General features: G+C 68.6%; 23 protein-coding genes. 8 read left to right on the plus strand and 15 right to left on the minus strand.

Features of this window, described 5'->3' with window-relative positions:
• Nucleotides 1-63: 63 nt before the first annotated feature.
• From F0U47_RS00575 to F0U47_RS00595, 5 genes are all read left to right on the plus strand, one after another.
• Nucleotides 64-813 carry an SDR family oxidoreductase gene (locus F0U47_RS00575; RefSeq protein ID WP_188111110.1) on the plus strand — a complete coding sequence of 250 codons (750 nt, stop codon included), beginning with the start codon at nt 64-66 and terminating at the stop codon, nt 811-813.
• A gap of 23 nt (nt 814-836) precedes the next feature.
• Nucleotides 837-2,432 (plus strand): LuxR family transcriptional regulator, encoded by a 1,596-nt coding sequence (locus tag F0U47_RS00580; protein ID WP_149748374.1) that lies wholly within the window; start codon nt 837-839, stop codon nt 2,430-2,432.
• A gap of 92 nt (nt 2,433-2,524) precedes the next feature.
• Nucleotides 2,525-2,797 carry a DUF4242 domain-containing protein gene (locus tag F0U47_RS00585; protein ID WP_149748375.1) on the plus strand — a complete coding sequence of 91 codons (273 nt, stop codon included), beginning with the start codon at nt 2,525-2,527 and terminating at the stop codon, nt 2,795-2,797.
• Between the two features lie 129 nt (nt 2,798-2,926).
• Nucleotides 2,927-3,520, plus strand: a complete 594-nt coding sequence (locus F0U47_RS00590; protein ID WP_149748376.1) for a TetR/AcrR family transcriptional regulator — start codon at nt 2,927-2,929, stop codon at nt 3,518-3,520.
• 124 nt (nt 3,521-3,644) lie between these two features.
• Nucleotides 3,645-4,103, plus strand: a complete 459-nt coding sequence (locus F0U47_RS00595) for a carboxymuconolactone decarboxylase family protein (protein WP_149748377.1) — start codon at nt 3,645-3,647, stop codon at nt 4,101-4,103.
• A gap of 153 nt (nt 4,104-4,256) precedes the next feature.
• On the opposite strand, the gene F0U47_RS00600 is transcribed toward F0U47_RS00595, so the two are convergent.
• The 13 genes from F0U47_RS00600 to F0U47_RS00660 form a co-directional block, all read right to left on the minus strand.
• A complete protein-coding gene (locus tag F0U47_RS00600; protein ID WP_149748378.1) occupies nt 4,257-5,006 on the minus strand; it encodes a L,D-transpeptidase family protein in 750 nt (249 codons plus the stop codon).
• Between the two features lie 196 nt (nt 5,007-5,202).
• Nucleotides 5,203-5,811: a response regulator transcription factor gene (locus F0U47_RS00605; protein ID WP_149748379.1), complete on the minus strand. Its 609-nt coding sequence runs from the start codon at nt 5,809-5,811 to the stop codon at nt 5,203-5,205.
• Between the two features lie 10 nt (nt 5,812-5,821).
• Nucleotides 5,822-7,024, minus strand: coding sequence for a sensor histidine kinase (locus F0U47_RS00610; RefSeq protein WP_149748380.1), 1,203 nt, complete (start codon nt 7,022-7,024; stop codon nt 5,822-5,824).
• A gap of 105 nt (nt 7,025-7,129) precedes the next feature.
• Nucleotides 7,130-7,702: a hypothetical protein gene (locus F0U47_RS00615; protein ID WP_149748381.1), complete on the minus strand. Its 573-nt coding sequence runs from the start codon at nt 7,700-7,702 to the stop codon at nt 7,130-7,132.
• Between the two features lie 482 nt (nt 7,703-8,184).
• Nucleotides 8,185-8,934: an aminoglycoside adenylyltransferase domain-containing protein gene (locus F0U47_RS00620; protein ID WP_149748382.1), complete on the minus strand. Its 750-nt coding sequence runs from the start codon at nt 8,932-8,934 to the stop codon at nt 8,185-8,187.
• 342 nt (nt 8,935-9,276) lie between these two features.
• Nucleotides 9,277-9,894, minus strand: coding sequence for a DUF2510 domain-containing protein (locus tag F0U47_RS00625; RefSeq protein WP_149748383.1), 618 nt, complete (start codon nt 9,892-9,894; stop codon nt 9,277-9,279).
• Between the two features lie 340 nt (nt 9,895-10,234).
• Complete coding sequence (locus tag F0U47_RS00630; RefSeq protein ID WP_149748384.1) at nt 10,235-11,044, minus strand: SAM-dependent methyltransferase; 810 nt, start codon at nt 11,042-11,044, stop codon at nt 10,235-10,237.
• Between the two features lie 103 nt (nt 11,045-11,147).
• Nucleotides 11,148-11,723 carry a LysR family transcriptional regulator gene (locus F0U47_RS21965; RefSeq protein WP_149748385.1) on the minus strand — a complete coding sequence of 192 codons (576 nt, stop codon included), beginning with the start codon at nt 11,721-11,723 and terminating at the stop codon, nt 11,148-11,150.
• Nucleotides 11,724-11,739: 16 nt separating this feature from the next.
• Entirely contained in the window at nt 11,740-12,210 is a 471-nt protein-coding gene (locus tag F0U47_RS00640) for a hypothetical protein (protein ID WP_149748386.1), read from the minus strand.
• Nucleotides 12,211-12,431: 221 nt separating this feature from the next.
• On the minus strand, nt 12,432-13,592 hold the full coding sequence (locus tag F0U47_RS00645) for an ABC transporter permease (protein WP_281290952.1): 1,161 nt from the start codon (nt 13,590-13,592) through the stop codon (nt 12,432-12,434).
• A gap of 50 nt (nt 13,593-13,642) precedes the next feature.
• Nucleotides 13,643-14,329, minus strand: coding sequence for an ABC transporter ATP-binding protein (locus F0U47_RS00650; RefSeq protein ID WP_149748388.1), 687 nt, complete (start codon nt 14,327-14,329; stop codon nt 13,643-13,645).
• The gene (locus F0U47_RS00655) at nt 14,326-15,354 is read right to left on the minus strand and encodes a peptidoglycan-binding protein (RefSeq protein ID WP_149748389.1); all 1,029 of its coding nucleotides are present in this window, start codon (nt 15,352-15,354) and stop codon (nt 14,326-14,328) included. The genes F0U47_RS00650 and F0U47_RS00655 overlap by 4 nt, the downstream gene beginning before the upstream one ends.
• 35 nt (nt 15,355-15,389) lie before the next feature.
• Entirely contained in the window at nt 15,390-15,917 is a 528-nt protein-coding gene (locus F0U47_RS00660) for a hypothetical protein (RefSeq protein ID WP_149748390.1), read from the minus strand.
• A gap of 240 nt (nt 15,918-16,157) precedes the next feature.
• Between F0U47_RS00660 and F0U47_RS00665 the strand changes: the two genes are divergently transcribed.
• From F0U47_RS00665 to F0U47_RS00675, 3 genes are all read left to right on the plus strand, one after another.
• The gene (locus F0U47_RS00665) at nt 16,158-16,814 is read left to right on the plus strand and encodes a response regulator transcription factor (RefSeq protein WP_149748391.1); all 657 of its coding nucleotides are present in this window, start codon (nt 16,158-16,160) and stop codon (nt 16,812-16,814) included.
• Nucleotides 16,811-18,040 (plus strand): sensor histidine kinase, encoded by a 1,230-nt coding sequence (locus F0U47_RS00670; protein ID WP_149748392.1) that lies wholly within the window; start codon nt 16,811-16,813, stop codon nt 18,038-18,040. Before F0U47_RS00665 ends, F0U47_RS00670 begins: the two co-directional genes overlap by 4 nt.
• Before the next feature lie 100 nt (nt 18,041-18,140).
• On the plus strand, nt 18,141-18,920 hold the full coding sequence (locus tag F0U47_RS00675; RefSeq protein ID WP_149748393.1) for a ZIP family metal transporter: 780 nt from the start codon (nt 18,141-18,143) through the stop codon (nt 18,918-18,920).
• Between the two features lie 212 nt (nt 18,921-19,132).
• Here F0U47_RS00675 and F0U47_RS00685 read toward each other — a convergent pair whose 3' ends face one another.
• Together F0U47_RS00685 and F0U47_RS00690 are read right to left on the minus strand one after the other, a co-directional pair.
• A complete protein-coding gene (locus F0U47_RS00685) occupies nt 19,133-19,417 on the minus strand; it encodes a hypothetical protein (protein ID WP_149748394.1) in 285 nt (94 codons plus the stop codon).
• A gap of 236 nt (nt 19,418-19,653) precedes the next feature.
• Nucleotides 19,654-21,114 (minus strand): hypothetical protein, encoded by a 1,461-nt coding sequence (locus F0U47_RS00690; RefSeq protein ID WP_149748395.1) that lies wholly within the window; start codon nt 21,112-21,114, stop codon nt 19,654-19,656.
• Nucleotides 21,115-21,263: the final 149 nt, after the last annotated feature.

The following is a 21,263-nucleotide window of genomic DNA, read 5'->3' on the forward strand; positions in this document are numbered from 1 at the left end:
ACGGTCGAGCCTCGAAGAACGGTAGGGAAAGCCACCGACAACCTCGCCGCTTAACCTGGACCGGTGACCACCATCGCCGTCGCCGGCGGAACCGGCGCCCTCGGAAGGCAGGTCGTCGACGCCGTACGACGCCGCGACCTCACGCCGCGCGTCATCGCCCGATCGCAGGGTGTCGACCTCACCACCGGCGAGGGTCTCGACGAGGCCCTCGCCGGTGTCGACGCCGTCATCGACGCCAGCAACGTGGTCGCGCTGCGCGCCAAGCCGGCGATCGCGTTCTTCGACGCCGCCACCGGCCACCTACTCGCCGCGGGGGAGCGGGCCGGCGTCCGCCACCACGTCGCGGTCTCGATCGTCGGCTGCGACCGTGTCGACCTGCCGTACTACCTCGGCAAGCGCCGCCAGGAGGAGCTCGTCCGCTCCGGCCCGGTGCCGTGGACGATCGTCCGCGCCACCCAGTTCCACGAGTTCGCCGGGCAGATGCTCGAGCGCTCCCGCGGCCCGGTCGCCCTCGTCCCGGACATGCTCAGCCAGCCGGTCGCCGCCCGCCAGATGGCGGACCACCTCGTCGCTGTGGCGGTCGGTGAGCCGCTCGGCCTGGCCCCCGACGTGGCCGGCCCCGAGCAGCACCAGATCCCCGACCTCGCCCGCCGCCTGCTGGGCCATCGCGGCAAGCGCACCAAGGTCGTCGCCGTACCCCTCCCCGGCAAGGCCGGCCGACAGGTGGCCGACGGCGGGCTGCTGCCCGGTGACGGTGCCACGATCCTCGCCCAGACGTACGACGAGTGGCTGGCGGCGCACTCGGTGGGATAATCGCATCGGCACAAGGGGTCGGTGTGACGCGAGAGCAGGCAGCGCGGGCGGCGGGACGCCGCGACTGGCAGGCTGCCTACGACCTGTACGCCGCTCTCGGCCGTCGGACTGCCGACGACACCGAGCGGCTCGCCGAGTCGGCGTGGTGGCTGGGCCGCATGGACGAAGCGATCCGGCTGTACGCCGACGCCTATCGGCAGCACCTCGCCGCCGGCAACGACCGAGGCGCAGCGCGTTCCTCGTTGCTGTTGGCCATCTCCAACCGGCTGGTAGGAGAGGCGGCGCAGAGCGAAGGGTGGCTGGGCCGTTGCTCCCGGCTGCTCGAGGCCGTCCCGGAGGGGGTCGAGCACGGCTACGCGCTGTACCTGCGGATCGCGGCGCTGATGGGCAGCGACCTCGACGCGGCAGTGGAGTCCGCGCGCCGGATGCAGGATCTCGGTCGGCGGTTCGCCGACCCCACGCTCGCCTGTCTCGGCGTCTACTACGAGGGGCGCGCGCGCATCAAGCAAGCCCGGGTCCGCGAGGGGCTCGCACTGCTCGACGAGGCGATGGTTGCCGCCCTGTCCGACCAGCTCGCGCCGCTGTGGGCCGGCGCGATCTACTGCGGGCTGATGGACGCTTGTCATGAGCTGCGCGACCTGCGCCGGGCGTTCGAGTGGACCGAGGCGACCCGCCGCTGGTGCGAGCCGTTGCCGCTGACCTCGCTCTACCCGGGCATCTGCCGGGTCCACCGCGCGCAGGTCCTGCAGACGCGCGGCGAGTGGAGGCAGGCGGAGGAGGAGGCACAGGGCGCGTGCCGGGACATGGTTGGTGTCGACGTCTGGGCAGTGGCGGACGCCCACTACGAGATCGGGGAGCTACGTCGGCTGCGGGGTGACCTCGCCGGCGCCGAGACGGCCTACAACGAGGCCCACGAGTTCGGGCGGGATCCGCAACCGGGACTCGCGCTGCTCCGGCTCGCGCAGGGCCGGATCGAGGCGGCGACCGCATCCATCGCGGCTGCCCTTGCCCCTGCGGGAGGCAGCCGGCTCGAGCGGGCGCCCCTGCACGCAGCGCAGACCGAGATCGCGCTGGCGGCCGGGGACGTCGCGCTCGCGGAGGCCTCGGCGCAGGAGGTAGCCGACGCGGCGGTCGCCTTCGACAGTGCCGGACTCGGTGCCGAGGGCAACCGCTGCCGTGGCGCGGTGCTTCTCGCCCAGGGGCGGGCGGTCGAGGCGATGGGGCCGCTGCGGATGGCGTTCAACACCTGGCAGGAGCTCGATGCGCCGTACGACGCGGCGCGCACGCGCCTGCTGCTGGCCGACGCCTACCGGGCACTCGGCGACGCGGACGCAGCGACGCGCGAGAGATCGGCAGCGAAGGCGTGCTTCGCGCGGCTCGGCGTCGTCGCGGCCCGCGGGGGACTGCCGAAGGGGCTGACCGCTCGCGAGGTCGAGGTCGTCCGGCTGATCGCAGCCGGGGACAGCAACCGCGCGATCGCCGAGAAGCTGGTGCTGAGCCAGAAGACCGTGGCCCGCCACGTGTCGAACATCTTCGGCAAGGTGGGCGTCACCTCGCGCTCCGGGGTGACCGCCTTCGCCTACGACAGCGGCCTGATGGGCACAAATGCCCACGGCTGACCCGCCAGGCAGATGGGCACAGCGCCCGATGCCGGGCACGCTGTGCCGTCCTTACGTTGGTGCTCCACCACCCACCGATGAAGGAGCCAGCAATGCCCAAGTACGTGATCGAACGAGAGCTCCCCGGAGCCGGTCAGCTGTCGGCCGACGAGCTGCACGCGATCTCCGGAAAGTCAAACGCCGTCCTCGCCCAGATGGGCCCCCGGGTCCAGTGGCTGCACAGCTACGTCACCACCGACAAGATCTACTGCGTCTACGTGGCGGACAACGAGGCGACCGTCCTGGAGCACGCCCAGAACGGCGGCTTCCCGGCCAACGTGATCAGCAAGGTGTCGACCGTCATCGACCCGGTCACCGCGGAGTGAGCGGGGTCGGAGTCATAGGGGCGGGGCGCGGGCGCGTGCTCCGCCTCTTCCACCGCCCGACCTCCTAGCATTGACTCCGGTCGGAACGCTTCGCCATGTTCGTCGGGCGGTGCACGGAAGGGCGGGGTCATGGTCATCGAGCAGGACCAGCCGTCCGTCGCCGAGACGAAGCAGAAGGTCATCCGGGCGACCGTCGACCTGATCGACCGGTCGTCGTACTCCTCGGTGACGATCGACGCGGTGGCTCGTGCGTCCGGGGTGAGCAGGTCGACGATCTACCGCCACTGGCCGTCGCGCCAGGCGCTCGTCCTCGAGGCCTTCACCGACAAGACCGACCGGCTGACCGCGGTCTCCGACTCCGGCGACGCCCTCGCCGATCTTCGTACCTATCTGTTGAAGCTGGCGTTCTGCCTCGACTTCGGCGGCGCTGCGTCGACGGTCGCGGGCTTGATCGCGGATGCGATCCACGACGAGGAGCTGGCGCACACCTTCCGGGCAACCTTGATCCGCGGGCGTCGGCGCGAGTTCTTCGCCATCCTGCTCCGCGGGCAGAAGCGGGGCCAGGTGCGGCAGGACATCGACATCGCCACCGTGGTCGACGCCCTGTACGGCGCGGTCCACCACCGCCTGCTCGTCACCAGGCAACCGATCGACGAGCCCTTCGTCTCGGCCTTGGTCCGGTTCGCCGCGGAAGGCCTGCTCGAGCCCTCGACGCGACGCTGATCGCCGTAGGACGATCGTCGCCATTTCGTCCCATCCGCTTGGGTGGCGGGGCGTGGCTCAGTCAGCGTTGCCGATGTCAGTCAGTCACCGCGCCTCATGCAGGCCGCATCGGAAGGAACCGAGAATGCCGTCATTCCGCACGAACATCACCACCCATGAGCCCGATCTGTACAAGGCCGCCATCGCGATGGCCGAGCAGGCCGAGGCCGCCGCTCTCGATGCAGGTCTCTCGGGGCGGCTCGTGGAGCTCGTCAGGATCCGCGTCTCGCAGCTGAACGGTTGCGCCTTCTGCCTGCGGGCTCACACCAACGACGCGCTGGCGAAGAACGAGACGCCGGAGCGCCTCGCGGTACTACCCGCCTGGCGGGAGACGTCGTACTTCTCCGAGATCGAGCGCGACGCGCTTGCCCTGGCCGAGCAGGTGACCCGCATCGCTGATGCGCCGGCCCCCGATGCGGTGGGCACCGCTTCGTCGCCGCTCACCGCCGCGCAGGCCGCTGCCGTGGCATGGGTCGCGATCACCATCAACACGTTCAACCGCATCGCGATCACGAGCCACTACGCCGTGAGGCCTGCTGCGTGACCGCGGGTGGTCTCTATTGATTCGGGTAATCGCCAGATGCGCGAGCAACTCACGCAGATGCCGCTCCACCCCCGCGCTCAGCAATTCGCGCGGGGGTTGGCATGCCCACGGTCCCCGGCGGCCGGTCCGCGACGCGCTGGCACGCGCGGGCGATCACAGGTTCTGGACCACGCGGGGATGGGCTCCCGGCCGTAGCCAGCCCAACAGCCAGCGCATGTCCCTCGGATCCTCCAGCCGGGTGCACCCCTCGCTCGGTTCCCACCGGTGGCCCGGCCGTGAGGTGTGGTAGAAGATCCCGCTGCCCGCGTCCGGCACCGGGGCCGGTCCCACACCGGGGCGCAGCCGGACGTGGTTGTAGTCGACGACGAACCCCCACCGCATGGACGGGCGGTCCCCGTCGGTGCGTCCGGGCTCCTCGATCCAGGTGTTGTAGAGCGGGCCGTCCTCGTCCGTGACGGTCGAGGTGGGAAGCCGGCGGCGCCACGGCATCCTGCCGGGGTTTCCGGGCGTGGTCGAGAAGGTGACCTTGATCCGGTACACCCCGACGGGGGTTCTGCCGTCGTCCTGGCGGCGCTTGCCCCAGCCGTTCGGACCGATCGTGGAGCCGAACTCCCGCACCATCACCCAGGTCCCGTGACGTCGTTCCCATGCCTGGGTGGTCGTGCAGTAGACCCGTGCGCACCAGCGGTCACTGGACACCGTCCGGATGACCTGGCGGGTCCGCGCGGTGACCTTCGACGCCCACGCGGGCGACCCCGGCTCATACGGCGGAGTGGACGCGCTCGAGACATCGCCGCTCGGCGCGGCGTCGCGTGTCGGTGGGGAGGACGGCGGGCTGCATGCCGTGGACAGGAGGGCAAGGCACACCACGAGCGCCGTCACCAGCGACCAGCAGGACCCCATGCTTCGATGATCGCACTCAGCTCAGTGCCGACACGAAGGCGTCGGTGACACGTCGAGGCGATGACAGGTGGCGGAGCACTCCCCGCCGGAGGCCGGGATCGTCGTCCTCGACTACGTCCTCCGTCGCGACGCCTGACCGGAACGACGGTGAAGTCCGCTCGGGCGGACGCGCCGTGCCGCAGCTCGTTGCCCGCCCTCAGATCCACCCGTTGGCGCGGGCGACCTCGAGTGCTTCTCGTCGGGAGTCAGCGCCCAGCTTCTGCGTGGCGCTCGACAGGGCATTGCGAACCGTTCCCACGCTCAGGAACAGCTCGCGCGCCACCGCACGGGCGGGACGGTCGACGTCGGCCCGGGCCAGGATCTCGGCTTCCCGGGGGGTCAGTGGTGACGGTGGAGCTGTCAGTGCGTCTGCCGCGAGTACCGGGTCCACGTAGCGGCTGCCCGCGTGGACTCGACGTACGACGTCGGCCAGCGCGGTGCCCGGTGCGCCCTTGGCCAGGAACCCGCGAGCACCGGAAGCCAACGCGCGGCGCAGGGTCACCGGACTGCCGTGCCCCGTGAGGATCACGGCCGCACAATCCGGGAGCACACGATCGAGCTCGGTGACGACGCCGATCCCGTCCAGACGTCCAGGCATCTGTAGGTCGATGACTGCGACGTCGGGGCGGTGGCGCATCGCCGCCTCGACCGCAGCTGCTCCGTCGGCGACGCTGGCGACGATGGTGACGTCCGGTTCCTGCGCGAGGAGGGATTCGAGGGCGGTGCGGATGAGCTCCTCGTCTTCGGCCAACAGGACGCGAATCACGCTCGCGACTCTAGTCACCAAGCGCGGGCGGGTGTGGCAGGTGGACGGTGAGACTGAACGTTCCGGGATCCGGGCTCACTTCGAGCCGTGCTCCCATCGCGACGCACCTGGCCGCCAGACCCTGCAGTCCAGTACCACCGCTGCGATCGTCGCCGCGTCCTGTGGCCCGGACATCGTTGCTGATGACCATGGCACGCCTGTCGCCCGACTGGGGGAATGCGATCTCGACCCGCCTGGCATCGGCATGCCGCAGGATGTTGGTGACCGCCTCGCGCACCACGGCCGCGAGAAGTTGCGACTCCGAGCCGGTGATCGCGTACGCCGGCATCGCGACGTCGACATCGATCCCGGCCGAGGTGAGCACCGCGGATGCCGTCTGCAGCTGGGTCTCGATGTCGGCGACCGTGTCACCGTGCACGGCGCGGCGCACCTCGAGGAGGGTGGTGCGGGTGAGCTCTCGGATCGCCTCGGTCTCGGCGCGGGTCCGGGCGACGTCGCTGTCTGCGAACCGGCCGGCGAGCTCGGCCTTCAACGCGATCACGGCCATCTGGTGACCGACCGCGTCATGGATCTCGCGCGCGACCCGCAATCGCTCCTCCAGGAGGACCGCCCTCGATTCCGTACGACGTGCGTGCTCCGCGGCAACGAGCAACCGCAGCAGCCACACCATCGCCAGCATGAAGATCAACACCAGAGCGGCCGCGGCGACGAGGGGAAACAGATGAGTCAGCAGGGGCTCGTCCGTCACCTCTGCGGCCAGCGCGGCGGCGCCGGCCAGCGACACCGCGAGCGCGGCACCGACGCGCCAGGGAACCGCCAAGGCGACCGAGCCGGCGACGATGCCCGCCAGCCAGGACCACGGGGCCTCTCCGGGCTCGGCCCGGGTGGTCAGCGGCCACCACAGCAGCACGACCGCAGCCATGCTCACGAGCACCAGCACACTGATCGTGCGCTGGGTCGTCCACGGCGTGACAGCGGCCCACATGACCGCGGCGAGTGCTAAGGCCGCCAGCAGCAGAGCCACTGCGAGCGCTGCGTCAACCGGGGGAGCCTGCCGGTCCGTTAGCTCCCACGGCAACCAGATCGCCCAGGGCAGGTTCGCCCAGAACACGGCCAGCACGACCTTGCGGGCAACGTCGGCACTCGCCCCCATCGACGGCTCTTCCGCTCTGCCGGCGGTCAGCAAGTTGTCGCGGCGAGGCTCGTCATCCATCCCGGCACCTGGACTCGATCGATCGGCACAATGTCGCCCCAGTATTCACACCGTCGGATCGCGCCGGACGTCGAGAGACCGCCCGCCCGTCGATGACCCCAAAGCTCAGCCGACGATCGCGAGCACGATCGCGGCGACCCCGAACGGGACGTCGAGGAGGATGCAGAACTCCGCCATGGACCGCGGGACCACGTCGTTGCGGCGCCAGTGGACGTAGTCCCACGCAGCGTGACCGGCCAGCGCGATCCCGGCGAGGGCCATGCCGAGGTTGGGTGAGATGAAGAGCGCGAGCACCGCGCAACCACCGAACCCGACCATCTGGATCCCCTGGGCGGTGATGGCCGGCGCTGGAGCGCGGCGCACCAGACCGATGACCACCAAGATGACCCCCAAGGCGGCAAGGCCTTGCCACCAGGTGAAGCCGGCCACCTCACTGGCGGTGACCACCAGTGACGCACCCAGGATGCTCGCCCAGGCGATCCACGGCTGCCCCAGGGCAGCTGCCGCCAGGTAGCAGCTGGCGGCAACTGTCACGGTGATGGCGACCGACTCGGTGGAGACGCCGGTCAAGAGCTGGAACGTCGCCGCTGCCAGGCCCAGCAGACCCGGCCAATGCCCCACCAGCGGCCTGTGTCCGGGTGCGACGTCGTCGGCCGCCAGGGTCAGGGACTCACTCATTCCCGCCACTCCTTCGCTGTCTCGGGTCCGGCACGTGGCCGGGTGATGGCTGTCTGCCTTGGAACGAGATTGACCCAGCCTGTCGGCATGAGCGAGGTGACGGGCGTCATGACTCGGACATGACAGGGCCGTGCAACGATCGGCGCTGAGTCCGACATGGGAGGGGCATGGGCCACCTGGATGCACAGGAGGAGAAGTTCCGACACCTGTACCGCGCACTTCGACGCGGTGCTGGGGTTCGCGCGAGCGGCTCCGGGTCCAGCTGGCGCGCGCCGTCGAGGACCTCGCCGACGAGGTCGTGCACCGCGCCGACGTGACCGCGGCGATGGCCCGGCTGAGCGCCCGCGACGAGGAGAACCTGCAGTTGCACCTGTGGGAAAGGCTGGAGCCACGGGAGATCGCGGAGGTGCTCGGCCTGCCCGGCACGGTCGTACGACCTCGGCTGTCGCGCGCCAAATGGCCACGCACTTCCGCTACCGCGATCACCGCAGCCGGGCTTCAAGCAGGCGCTTGGTCACGGTCGAGAGGAGTGCACCGACAGCTGCTTCATCCAGCGACGCGTCCTCACCGCGACGAAGTGCGACTGCCGCGTCGATCACGTCCGACTCGGACCAACGGTCACGTGCCCAGGAGGCGCCTTCCAGCTTCGACCCGAGGACGTCCTCCTCCACGAACCTCCATGCCCTGCAGGCGTTCAGCACCGAGTACAGAGTCGCGTTCTCGTGAGCGCGGTGCCACACCATCGACTCGTACATGGCTTCCAGCAGGCGCGCGCGGGGGACGTCGACGAAGATGGTCCTCGCCGGAGGCCCACTGATGGCGACGCCCGAGCGGTGCGCGATGGCACGGTCCAGCACGTACCAGAACCCCGGCTCCGCGCCGGCGTCCAGGTGGATATCTGTGGGCATGCGCGGGCCGCCGCTGACGTTCAGCTCGAAGTCGGCACCCGTGGGCGGTGAGGCAGCGGCATCGCGGCGATAGAGGGTGAACTCCACGCCGCGTGCCGGACAGGCTCCGCTGACGTCGACGATGGCTGACGCGACGCTCTGCTTCTGCGCGTCCCCCAGCGCTGAGCTCGATACAGCGGCTATGTCGACGTCGCTCTCGCCAGGGACGTACCCGCCGAGGGCAACGGACCCGACGAAGTACACGCCGACCAGGTCGGCCCCGAGGATGCGCGTCAGAACGCCGGCTACCTGCTCACCGAACACGTCGATCTCGGGCGTGGACACCCCGCCATCATGAGCCACGGAGCGAACCTGGCTGCCAGCGGATCGGCGGCAGCGAGCGCACGCCGGGCGGAACTAGCGTGCGCATGCAGGGCGGCGTTCGCGGGCGTTGAAGTGCCGAGCGAGTCGCCGGCCTCTGACGCCACGGGTAGTGGCCACAACCGCCGGACAGTGGCCCGACCGTGCAACTGCCACGGCGTTGTTGTCACTGCCAGGGTGGTCGACCACCCGGACAGCGACCACCACACCCGGCCAGCATTCCGGCCGCCCGCTTCACGGCAGTACCACGCAGTCCGTGCGGTAGTAGCCGGTCGGCGTCAGCGCGGGTTTCGTACGTGCTCCGGGCTAATCCACCCCGACTGCGACCAGGTAGTCGCGGCAGTCAACGACGGCATCCAGCGCATCGGGATGGCCGTTTGTCCAGCTTTCGATGGTCACCCTCAGCGATCCATTCGGTTCGGTCGACGCCAAGATCTGATCCTCGGTTGCCGGGCCACTACTTCCCTCATGCCGAGGCAGATGCTCCGCGACCTGTCTGATGATCTCGCAGCAGCCCGTGTCGTAATCGGCGTCAGGCCTCCACCCCTTGCTAGCGGCTACGTCGAAGATCATGTCCACTACCTCGTCGGGACACGGCGGTCCCGGGTCGGCCTCCGCATCGTTGCCTCCGCTTCCTGTCATTCCAGACATCGACATGCCGATGGCGATCGCGCTACCTGCCATTCCGATGAGGACAAGCGCGGCAGCCCCAATCACCATCACCCTGCTCTGGGTCCACCACGACTGGTCGAGGAACGGCCGCGAGTCCGATGCCCTTGGCTGCGCCGACTTCGATGGCCCTGACGGCGATCCGGGAACCTCTGGGGGACCGTACTCGTGGGTCCAGGAGGTGCCATCCCAGTATCGCGTGCCAGGACCGGACGGATTGGGGTACCAGCCAGGTGGCATCGGGCCCTGGGTCATCTTTGAAGGCTACTTTTCGACCGCCGCGGCGTCGACAAATCGGACGAGGCAGTTACGACGCCGGATGGTTGCAATCAGTCCATCCTCATCGTGAGGTTCGGCGTGGAACTCGAGGCCCAAGTCCTGCTGCGCGTCGATGATCAGGGCCTGATCGACGACCCCAAGATCTTCATCCGCCCACTACCCGCCCTCGGGACCCTGTTTGCGGCGCTCCCGCCGCGGGTCTCGGCCAGGCGTCGTGGGCGACTGACGGGCGGCGTCGCGGCGGTCCTCACCTGGCCCATCGGATTCGTCCTGCGTTCGGCCGACCGCCTCGCACCCCGGTTCCTTGTAGACCTGTTCAATCCTGCGACCTCGGCGCTCGCATGTCATGGCGCGCTTCTTCTTGGGCGCTGCGAGGCGCGATGCGGGCCCGGTATCCCCATGCGCGACCCAACGCTCCGGTGACCAGCCCCTGGTCGCCCGCCAAGGGGCGTCCGTCGAGCTCGAGAGCCGAGATGCGCAGGGGCCCTCCCTGCAGTAGCAGCTCGAGGTCCACCGGACTGTAACAGCGGACGGATTGTGTGGTCGGCTCACCATTCGGGCCGTCGAACCACCAGGAGTCCAGTAGACGATTGAGGATCCCGTCGAAGTCGACCCGCTGCCGCAGCCCGGTCTCCTCATCGACGACTTCCTGCCCGGCGTCGAGGATCCATCCTGCGGGGTTGAAGACGTCGAGCACGACCACGCCATCCGCCGCGAGCCACTCACCGGCAATCCGGTCCAACAAGGCGCGCTGATCCTCGTCCGAACCGACCCCGAAACCGTTCCAGATCACCACTGCCTCAAACCGATCCTGCAGCTCCACGGTCATGAAGTCGCCCTGAACAATCTCGAGGCGAGCTGCCGGATGCTCGGAAGCGAGTTGTCGGGCGTACCCAGTGCGGACTTCGCTGAGCTCCACACAGGTCACCTGGTATCCGGCGAGCGCGGTGGCCACGGCCGACCCGCCTGCCCCCGATCCGAGTTCGAGCACGCGGCCAGAGGTGACCCCGCCGAACCGCGCGATTGCCTGCGCCCGCTCGTGGTGATGAGCCAGGATCCCGGACGGCCCGGCAGCCGCAGATTTCCGGTCATAGAACTCAGCAACCCATGGCGGCGCGGCTCGCATGGGGCCATCCTGAGCGACTCGAGCCAGGGTTGCCACTGTTGGGAGAGACCTCGATGGGACTTCTGCGTCGCGGGAGGATCCTGGAGATGCCCGTGGCCACGTCCTAGGGAGAGATGCCCCGGCGTCCGTCCTCGTGGACCGACGACCTGCCGGCGACACTGCGGTCCCGCACCCCACGAGCCGCCGCGGCCGCCCGCTCCAGCGCACGCAGGACCCCGACGGCGTGCGCGTGGAAGATCTGACCGGACGGCGTCAGCGTCACTGGCCGGTGTGAGCGGTCCACCAGCTGGCATTCAAGTGCTCTCTCCAGACGAGCGATCCGCGCGGACAGTCCCGGTTGCGAGATGTGGGACGCCTGCGCTGCGGCTGTGAAGGATCCGCTCGCAATGAGTTGCACGAACGCTCGAATCTCTTCAGCGGTGCAGTCCACCCGCGTGGACGGCGAACAGATGGTGCCTGCCTGATCGGCGTCGTCGCCACCGGAACTGATTGCCATCGGGGACAAATGACCTGCGTCGACAGTTGGGCTGTGTCTCGAGCGCTGGTCTTCTCGGTGCATTCGCCCATTCTCACGACGGCGTCGTGAGGTGAGTGTGAGGTCGGAAGGACGTCTGTCGGGCCGCGGGAGGGCACGCGTAGAACTGGGCCCGGTCAGTGACTCGGACCCAGTTCTCGACATGCCGGCTCTGGTGGGCTCAGCCCGACGTCACCCATCTGGTCATGTGTCGAATGGTTCGCAGCCAGTCCGACTCCAGTTCTCCGTTGCGCCGGGTGCCTTGAGCCACGACAGCGAGTCGCACTTCGTCGGGGTCGCCGATCGATGACCGCGCGATCCGCACCCTGACCCGCTCGTTCTCGTAATCGATCGAGAGGGAGGTGTCGGCGTGCCGGACCGCGTCGCCGAGCCTCCATCCGTCTGTCTCCACCAGCCCGAAGTCGCTGCCCCGCGTCGTGCCGGCGACGAATGCGTACTCCGGGCCTCGCCGGTGCGGATCGACGTCAACGAATACGGCGATGGATCCTCCGGACCGGAGGGTGGGGCGCACGTCGTCGTGTGCCGTCTTCACGATCAAGGCGCGGTCGGTATGGGCGAGCCGGACGTCGTGGATGTCCATACCTGTCCGCGCCTCCCCGCGGACGTCCTTGAACTCTGCGGTGTCTGCCATGGCGGCAGGTGACGCCGCGGCCAGGAGAGCGCCGACACAAGCCGCCGTTCCCATTGATTTTCGCAACATTTCAATCTCCTCATTTCAGGTTTCGGTTGCGGTTCCTAGACGGGGTTGCCTGCGTCCGGGTTGCGCCGCTGGGGCTGGCATAGGAATGCGTTATGGCTGTACGGCGCCACGCGCGTCGGGCCTGGTCGACGCCTCCAGCTCTCTCCACCGAGTCAGGGCGAGCTGAGGGCGGCGGTGGGGCTGAGCCGGGCTGCGCGCGCCGAGGGATAGAGCCCTGCGACCGCGCCGATCACGACAGTTGCGACGATGCTGCCGGCCAGCACCCAAAGGGGTATGACGGTGGGCCAGCCGCGTGATTGCGCGTAGACCGTGGTGACCATTGCACCCAGCAGGGCTCCGGCTACGCCTCCGAGGACCGAAAGGAGGATCGACTCCGCGAGGAACTGGGTCCTGATCTGGCCCTTGGTCGCGCCTAGAGCGCGACGAAGCCCGATCTCACCGCGGCGCTCGAGCACCGAGATGACCATGGTGTTGGCGACGCCGATGCCGCCCACCAGCAGGGCGACTGCACCGAGCCCGACCAGCAGACCGGTGAAGGCCTGGTCGGCGGCCTCCCGCGCGGCCAAGGCGTCGGAGGGTCTGCTGACCTTGACCTCCTCGGGGTTCTCCGGGTTGGCCGTGGCGGCGAGGGCGTCACGAACCGCGTCGACGGTCTCGTCGGAAGATCGTTCGTAGATCTTGGTGGGATGGCCGTCGAAGCCCAGGTGCTGTTGGGCCACCGGAGAACCGACGAGGGCCGAGGAGTTGATCTCGGGAGCCAACGGCACGGGGTCCAGGATCCCGACGACGGTGAACCAGCGGTTCCCGAGCCAGACCTGTACGTCCGGGCCGGCGCGCGGGATGCCGAGCCGCTCGGCCGCCAGCGAGCCCAGCACGACGGCGGGGTAGCGGGCGGTCGCGTCGTTGAGCCAGGTGCCGCTTGCCAGGTCTGCTTCCAGCGTCTCCAGCAGATCGAGCTCGGCTGCCTGCACCGAGATTCCGCCTGTCTCGATGGCAGGAATCAGGTCGGTGCGGCGCACGGTGGTGTCGCTGACGGTGCCGGTCGCGCTGACGGTCTCGACGGAGTCGATGCGCGCGATCATTCCGACCGATTGCTTGGGAAGGGAGGCGTCCTCGCCGAACAGGGTCTGACCCGGGGTCACGGTCAGCATGTTGGTCCCTAGCCGGTCGAGCAGTGCGCTGAGCTGAGCCTGGCTCGAGCTAGAGATTCCTACCACCGAGGTCATGGCGGCGATCCCGATGGCAATTCCAAGGGCTGACAGGACTGCCCGGAGCGGTCGGGTACGGAGTCCGGTGCCGCCGACGCGGATCACGTCGGCTGGATGCAGCCGAGCCGGTCGCAGCTCGTGGGTCTTGACCTGCCTCATGCCGCCTCCGTGGCGTCGTCGCGGACTTGTCCGTCGTGCATGATGATCTGGCGGGGAAGGGTGGCGGCCAGCTCGCGGTCGTGCGTGATCACGACCACCGTCGTTCCGGTCTCGTTCAGCTCCTTCAGCAGCGACTCGATGCCCGCGCCGGCAATGCTGTCCAGGTTGCCGGTTGGTTCGTCGGCCAGCAGCAGGGGCGGGTTGCCGACTACCGCGCGGGCGATGGCGACGCGTTGCCGCTCTCCTCCGGAGAGCTCGTGCGGACGGTGGTCGAGGCGGTGGCCCAGTCCCACTCGGCCGAGGGCTGCCGTGGCCTGCGAGCGTCGCTCGGCCAGGGTCGCACCTGTGTAGAGCAGCCCGTCTGCGACGTTGTCCACGGCGGTCGTCCCGACTGCGAGGTGAAACTGTTGGAAGACGAACCCGATGCGGCGGGCCCTCAGCGCTGACAATGCTCGGTCGCTCAGCCGGGACACATCGTGCCCGTCGACCTTCACAGTCCCGGAGGTGGGACGGTCCAGGGTGCCGACCACGTGAAGCAGTGTCGACTTCCCGGACCCGGAGGGGCCGACGATGGCCAGCATCTCGCCGTACTCGACGGACAGGGAGACCGACTGCAGGGCTCTGACCGGTGGTTCGCCGGGGTAGTGGCGCGATACCTCGTGGAGCTCGAGAACGGCACTCATGACGCGGGCACCTCGACGTCCATACCCGCCTGCAACCCAGGGCCCGTGACCTCGACCCGCCCAGCGGCGAAGACCCCCAGCTCGACCTTCACCGTACGGGAGGCGCCGTTCTCGACGACCACCACGGCGTATCCGCCCTCCGGTAGCGCCATCAGTCCGTTGACGGGCACCGAGAGCACGTCCTTGCGTCGCTCACTCTGGAAGGTGACGTCCACTGGCGCGGCGTCGAGATTCCCGGCAGCACCGGGTTCGACCAGGTCGATGTTCACCTCGATGGTGGTCTCCTCCTCTTCCCCCTGTTCCCCTCCGCTGGTCTTCGCGACGTTGCCCACCGAGGTCACCCGTCCGGCGGCCGTCTGCCCGTCCGGCAGGGTGACCTGCACCTCGGCCGACTTCCGGGCGAGGGATCGCTGCTCCACCGGGAGGTCCACGTTGACCACCCGCCCCAGTCCGCTAGCGGTGATGACCGGCTGCCCGGGCCCGGTTCCTGAGCCCACGGTGGTCTCGTGATCGGCGACGCGCACCGGACCGGGCTCGAACACGACCGAGCCCCAGGTGATCTCGCCGGTTTCGCTCAGGCCCTCGTCCTCCTGCCAGTCGCGCACCGCGGAAGCTGTGTAGCTGGTGTACGTCTGGTCGACTTCGAGATCCTCGCCGTATCCCATGGCCCGCAGGTTGCGCTCCAGCTGCAGGACGTCGTCCCCTTCGCTGCCCACGGTGATGGTGCGATAGGCCGGCACCTTGCCGTACATCAGGAAGATCGACTGGCCGTCGACGGCGTACAAACCCTGACCGCGGCGCACCACGGCACCCTTGGCGGGGAGTCCGGTGATCGTCCCGGCCACCTTGCCGGTGATCGGCCGCTGATCGGCGTATCCCAAGGTGCCGTCGAGGGTCTCGGTCATCACCAGGTCGCCCCGCTCGACCGGAGCGGTTGCCGTGCCACCGGTGGGCGAAGCCTTCGCCTGACCGGAGCTGTCCTGTCCGACTGCATAGGCAATCCCGACGCCCGAGATGGCCGCCACAGAAAATGCGGTGCCCAGCCAGCGAGTGTGCCTCTTCACTGGGTTTCCTCGAACGAGAACTCCCGGCACGCCTCCTGCGCGGCCTCGAAGTCAGAGTCGTTCGGGTCGATCTCGACGCCCATCTCGCCGTCACCGCCGTCGAAGTCCGGATCAGGCATGTCAACCCCGTGTTCGCGCATGCAGCGGGCGAAGTCGACCATCCGCTGCTTGTCCTCCTCGGTGAATCCGCCACCATCCACGCCGCCCATGCCCTCCGCGTGCTCAGCGCACGCCTCCTTCGCCGCAGCGAACGCTTCCGCGTCGACACCGGGCATCGGGCCACCCAGTCCGGGAGCGAGGCCCACGTCGCCGCCCTTGCCGTCGTCGGCCGGCTTCGGATCGGGGATGTCCACCCCGTTCTCCCTCATGCACTTGGCCCAGGCCAGCGCCGCGGCGTCCGGGTCCTGCGCTGGGTCGCCGGCGCCGGGCTCTCCCTTGCCGCCATCACTCGCGCCACAGGCGCTGAACGACAGTGCAGTCACCACCACAAACAGGCTGCCCAAGAGCCTCAATCGCGTCACCATCAGTTGTTCCTCCTTCTCGGGGGAGCGCTGCTTGGCTCCCGGACGGCTCATCTCAACCGAGAGCGCGTAAAGCGGCTGTGAGGACTCCGAGCGGGCTGACTGACGTGGCGTGTGAGGTCGGCCTCGGAGGAGAATCGGCATTCGGGCCGCTGACCGACGCCCGGGGCCTCACGCGGATCACACATTTCCGGATCGACAATGTGCGCGTGGCCCTGTCGCCCCCAACTCCGAGGAGGTCTGATGCGAGTGCTGGTGGTCGAAGACGAGCGGGTGCTGGCCGAGGCCATCGCCAGAGGCCTTCGCCGTGAGGCCATGGCTGTCGACGTGGCCTTCGATGGACTGGAAGCGGTGGAACGCGTTGGGATCAACGACTACGACGTCGTGGTGCTCGATCGAGACCTGCCCGGACTCCATGGTGACGACGTCTGTTCCCGACTGGTCGAGGGTGAGGCCTCCGCTCGCGTGCTGATGCTCACCGCCGCCGGCGAGGTTCGGCACCGGGTCGCAGGACTCGCCCTCGGGGCCGACGACTATCTGCCAAAGCCCTTCGCCTTCGCGGAGCTCGTGGCGCGAGTTCGGGCGCTGGCCCGACGAAGCTCTCCTCCGGTCCCGCCGGTGCTCGAGCGGCGCGACGTCCGATGCGACCCGAACCGCCGAGAGGTCACTCGCGCTGGCTCACCGGTGGAGCTGTCGCGCAAGGAGTTCGGTGTGTTGGAGGAGCTCCTCAGGGCGGACGGCAACGTGGTCTCGGCCGAGCAACTTCTGGAGAAGGTCTGGGACGAGCACACGGATCCGTTCACGACCGTGGTTCGAGTCACGGTCATGACGCTGCGGCGCAAGCTCGGTAACCCGCCCTTGATCGAAACCGTCCACGGGGTTGGGTACCGGTTGCCATGAAGGTCCTCGGTCGTCTCGGCCGCATGCCCCTGCGTGCCCGTCTCACGGCGCTCTACGGCCTTGCGTTCTTCCTCGGCGGCGGGATCCTCGTCGCGGTCATGTACGGCATCGTGGCCCTGGAGCTGGATCGCCAGCCGAGCGTGGCTTTCGAGGCGACCGGGATGAGCCCGGGAACGGTGCTGCAGGATCCGCCGCAGGATCCGCAACGGGAATCCACAGAGTTGGAACCTCTGGACGAGGAGGTCATCCAACGAATCGAGGCGGCCGAGCAGCGTCGACGAGACGCCACCTTGGACTCTTTCCTCGTGCAGTCCCTGATCGCCCTCGGCGTGGTCGGACTGTCGGCAGGGGTACTGGGCTACGTGGTCGCCGGGCGGGCTTTGCGACCGCTCAGCCACATCACCGCAACAGCACGTCGCGTCGCTGAACGCAGCCTTCACGAGCGTATCGACCTCGACGGCCCGGCTGACGAGATCAAGGAGCTCGCCGACACTTTCGACGACATGCTGGCCCGGCTGGATCGTTCGTTCAGCGGTCAACACCACTTCGTCGGGAACGCCTCGCACGAGCTGCGCACTCCCTTGGCGGTGACCCGGACTCTGCTCGAGGTCGCGCTGTCGGACCCCGAAGCATCCGACGACCTCAAGCAGGTCGGCAAGACTCTGCTCGAGACGAACGCACGCAGCGAGATGCTTGTCGGCAAGCTGCTCACCCTGGCCCGTAGCGAGAACGCCGTGACGGAATGGCATTCCGCCGATCTCTCCGTTCTGATCGAGAACTCGATTTCGGCCTGCACGGACGAGATTCGTGAGCGGGACCTGAACGTTCACCAGGACCTCCACTCCGTCGAGGTCGTGGGCGACGTCGACCTCCTTGAGCAGATGGTCCTCAACCTGGTCCAGAACGCCGTGCGGCACAACCACCCGCTGGGCGGCCACCTGTGGGTCTCGACCTTCGATGATCGCGAGCACGTGGGGTTCGAGATCAGGAACACCGGCCAGACGGTGCGGGAGCACGACCTGGCTCGCATGTTCGAGCCCTTCGTGCGTCTGGCACGCGAACGGACGGGCTCCAGCCAGGGACTGGGCCTCTCCATCGTGAAGTCCGTCGTCCAATCCCACGGCGGGTCGGTGACCGCCTCCCCGCGCGAGGAGGGCGGCCTGCTCATCAGAGTCCAACTTCCGCACGGGGACGTCCATAGCGCCCGCCCTGAGGTGGCCGGCTGAGGTCTCGACTCGCTCGGGCTCAGGTGCGTGCGGTGGGAACTCGGTGCGATTGGTCAGCGTGCTGGGTCATGCGTGGGCAGGGGGTGGGTACGAGCCTGGTATGACTCAAGCCTTGCTGTTCGGTGTGGTCGCGTCGAGTGCGCTGGTGATGGGCGCCTTCGCGGGCGGACGAGTGAAGTTGCCCAAGAGATTGCTGGCAGCGATGCTCGCGTTCGCGTCGGGCGCTCTCATCACAGCATTGGCTTTCGAGCTCTTCGAGGATTCCTATGAGCAGGGCGGCCTGTGGCGAGCCGCTCTGGGACTCATCGGCGGCGCGACTGTGTTCACGTTCATCAGCCATCTACTCGACCGAGCGGCCGAAGGAGACGACGGGGAGGAGGATGACGGCAGCGAGAAGCTCGATCCTGATGCCGCCGCTGATGACCGTGCTCCGTCGGCCGCGTCGATCAGTGGGGGCGCAGGACTGGCCCTGCTGGCCGCAGTGACGCTCGACGGTGTCCCGGAGAACGTAGCTCTCGGGGTGTCACTCGGGGAAGGCACCGGGGGACTTGCGTTGCTCGCCGCGATCGTCGTCTCCAACTTCCCCGAGGCGCTCGTCGGTAGTGCATCCATGCGCACCCAAGGGCGCAGTCAGAGGTTCATCCTCGGCACATGGACCGTGTGCGCCGTCCTCCTCACGTTCGCGGTCCTTGTCGGCGCAGGTCCCCTATCGAGTGCCCAAGCGGAGACGTTGTCCCTCCCGCTTGCGTTCGCGGCCGGAGCAGTCCTCGCGTCCTTGGCCGACACGCTCATGCCTGAAGCCTACGAACAGGGGGGACCGACGGTCGCACTCAGCACGACGGCCGGGTTCGTCCTTTCGTTCTACCTAGCGACCCTCTGAGCCGCTCAAGGTCATCCGGGCACACGCGGCTGTGGGCCACGGTTTGGGATTGGAACACCGCTTCTCGCCGCGTGCTGGCCAAGGTCGGGTTCACCGAGACGGACCGCAAGGAAGCGCACGTGGTGCAAGGGACCAACCTGTTCACCATGCGAGGGCTTTGACCGCCGTCCGATCAGCGGCTCGGACGCGCGGGAGACTCGTGGGTCCGCGGACTACCGGACGACGATCCGCAAAGGATCGCTGTTGTCGGCCTCGAGTGTGGCGCGGCCAGGGTTGAGGTCATCGGGGATCGTGACTGTCCACGAGACGTGACCTAGCTGATTGTTGTCGGCAGTGCCGGCATCTTCACGTCCCAGTTCCCATCGCCGGGCGCCCTGCGTCACCCTCAGCCCGATGTCTTCGTGGGGAGTCTCGACTTCGTCATCCGGCGTCGAGCACCCCAGGGTGCTCGAGGAGCCGTCCGTGTCATCGCAACCGTCCACGAAGGCTCTGCCCACCACAGTGACGGTCGCACCTCGAGACACGATGGGCTGCGGCTCACTTGTTCCGTCGACCTGGAGATACGGTGCGACGCAGCCGGCGGAGGCATTCCATGCCGGCCAGGGTGCGGTGGCCGCGGCGAGCAACGAACCGGAGATGGCAACCCTGGTTCGGCACGAAGCCACGCGGCACCAGCTCCTCGTCTGCTTGCTCCGACGCTACGACATCCGCGACCCAGGCCACGTCGGTCACCTCAGCCCCGCATTCTTGCAAGAACGGTGTACTGGTCGTTGGCGTACACCGGTCGGTAGTGGCGATCGAGGACGCGGTCCGCTCGATCGGCGTCGACGCCCCAGGTCGCCAGGCTGTCGCCCACCCGAATGACCCACTGCGGGCGGTCCGGGCTACGCAGCACTCGGATCAGTCCGCGGAGCTCGGGATCGCGCACGCGCACCGGGAGACTCCACAGGTGCTCATAGGGACTGCGCATGTCCGCCGCCCAGAGCACGGCCGGATTGCCGAAGGCAACGACCGCGGTCCGCCCCTGCTCCCGATTCTCCTGGAGATAGTCGATGACGGCGCGGTCCTCGGCCGGCCGCTCTGACGGTTCGGCCAGCACGACGACCAGTCCGACCATCGTCGACGCCACGATCGGTGCGAAGACCCAACGAGGGAAGGTGCGGTCCTCAGCGGCGCCAGAGCGACGTGGCCGGTGCTGCCGCATGCTCACCGCCACGAGGAGAGTCAGCCCGGGAACGGGAAGAAGGAGGTAGTGCAACCAATAGCTGCCACCGGAGGCGACGGCGAAAGCCTCCCAACCGAGCAGCACCACGCTTGCCCACGCCAGCGCGGAGTCGATCGGACCCCCCGGCCCTTCGTTGTCAGGCGGCCGGCGCCACTGCAGTCGGGTGAGGAGGATCAGTAGTACAGGCATCCCCGTCGCCACCCAGGCCAACGCGAGCCTGCGCGCGCGTTCCAGGTTCGCCTCGGTCGCCTCCTCTGCGATGACGGCACCGGCGTCGATCCGGAAGATCACGTTCGCATCCCACAGGTCGGCGAGCGATGTCCCCCGCGCCCAGGCCAACGTGAGCAGGGCGGCTGCCACCACGAGGCCGCCGCACATGAACCACACCAGATACAGGGCCGCCCGCCGTACCTCGCCCTTCACCACAAGCGCAGCAGCCACGACGGCCACGGCCAGCCACACCTCGATCAGGTTCTGCTTGATGAAGACCGCAGCCGTTCCTGCGGCGCCCGCAGCGACGACAGGCCAAGTCGGGTTTCCTGATCCCGTCGCTGCGACCACCACGAGAGCCAGACCGGCGAGAAGCAGCGGCAATGCCAGGATCTCGGCGCCGATCTCGTCCACGTCGAGCAAGGGACTCGACACCAACGCCGCCACGACGAGTGCGCACGCGAAGGGCGCTTCACCGCGGCGCGGCGCGGTGCGGGCGCCCAGCCAGGCGCCGGCCACGACCGCGGTCGCTGCCGCGAGCGCCCCGATCACGCGCAACGCCACCGTCCCACCGAGCGCGTCGGCAACGACGAAGATGGCGATCAGTCCCGGTGGCCGGTCCACCCAGTAGTCGCCGTACAGGCTGGATCCCGGCTGCCATTGCGAAGCGACCATGAGCAAACCGGCCTCGTCGGCCATCACCGGGAATCCTAGAAAGAGCAGCCGAACGGTGAAGGTCGCGAGGGCGGCGACCGCCACGCACTTCCACATTCCATGATGGTTCCCGACAGATGTGCCGTCAGCCCCGCTGATGCTGATCGAGCGGCCATGGTGGGCATCTGGAGCTCACGCCCGGGACCTCCCGCGCAGGGGCGGCACGAAGGAACGACGTGGGGACGCTTCTGGAC

Source organism: Nocardioides antri, from assembly GCF_008373765.1.
Classification (GTDB): Bacteria; Actinomycetota; Actinomycetes; order Propionibacteriales; family Nocardioidaceae; genus Nocardioides; species Nocardioides antri.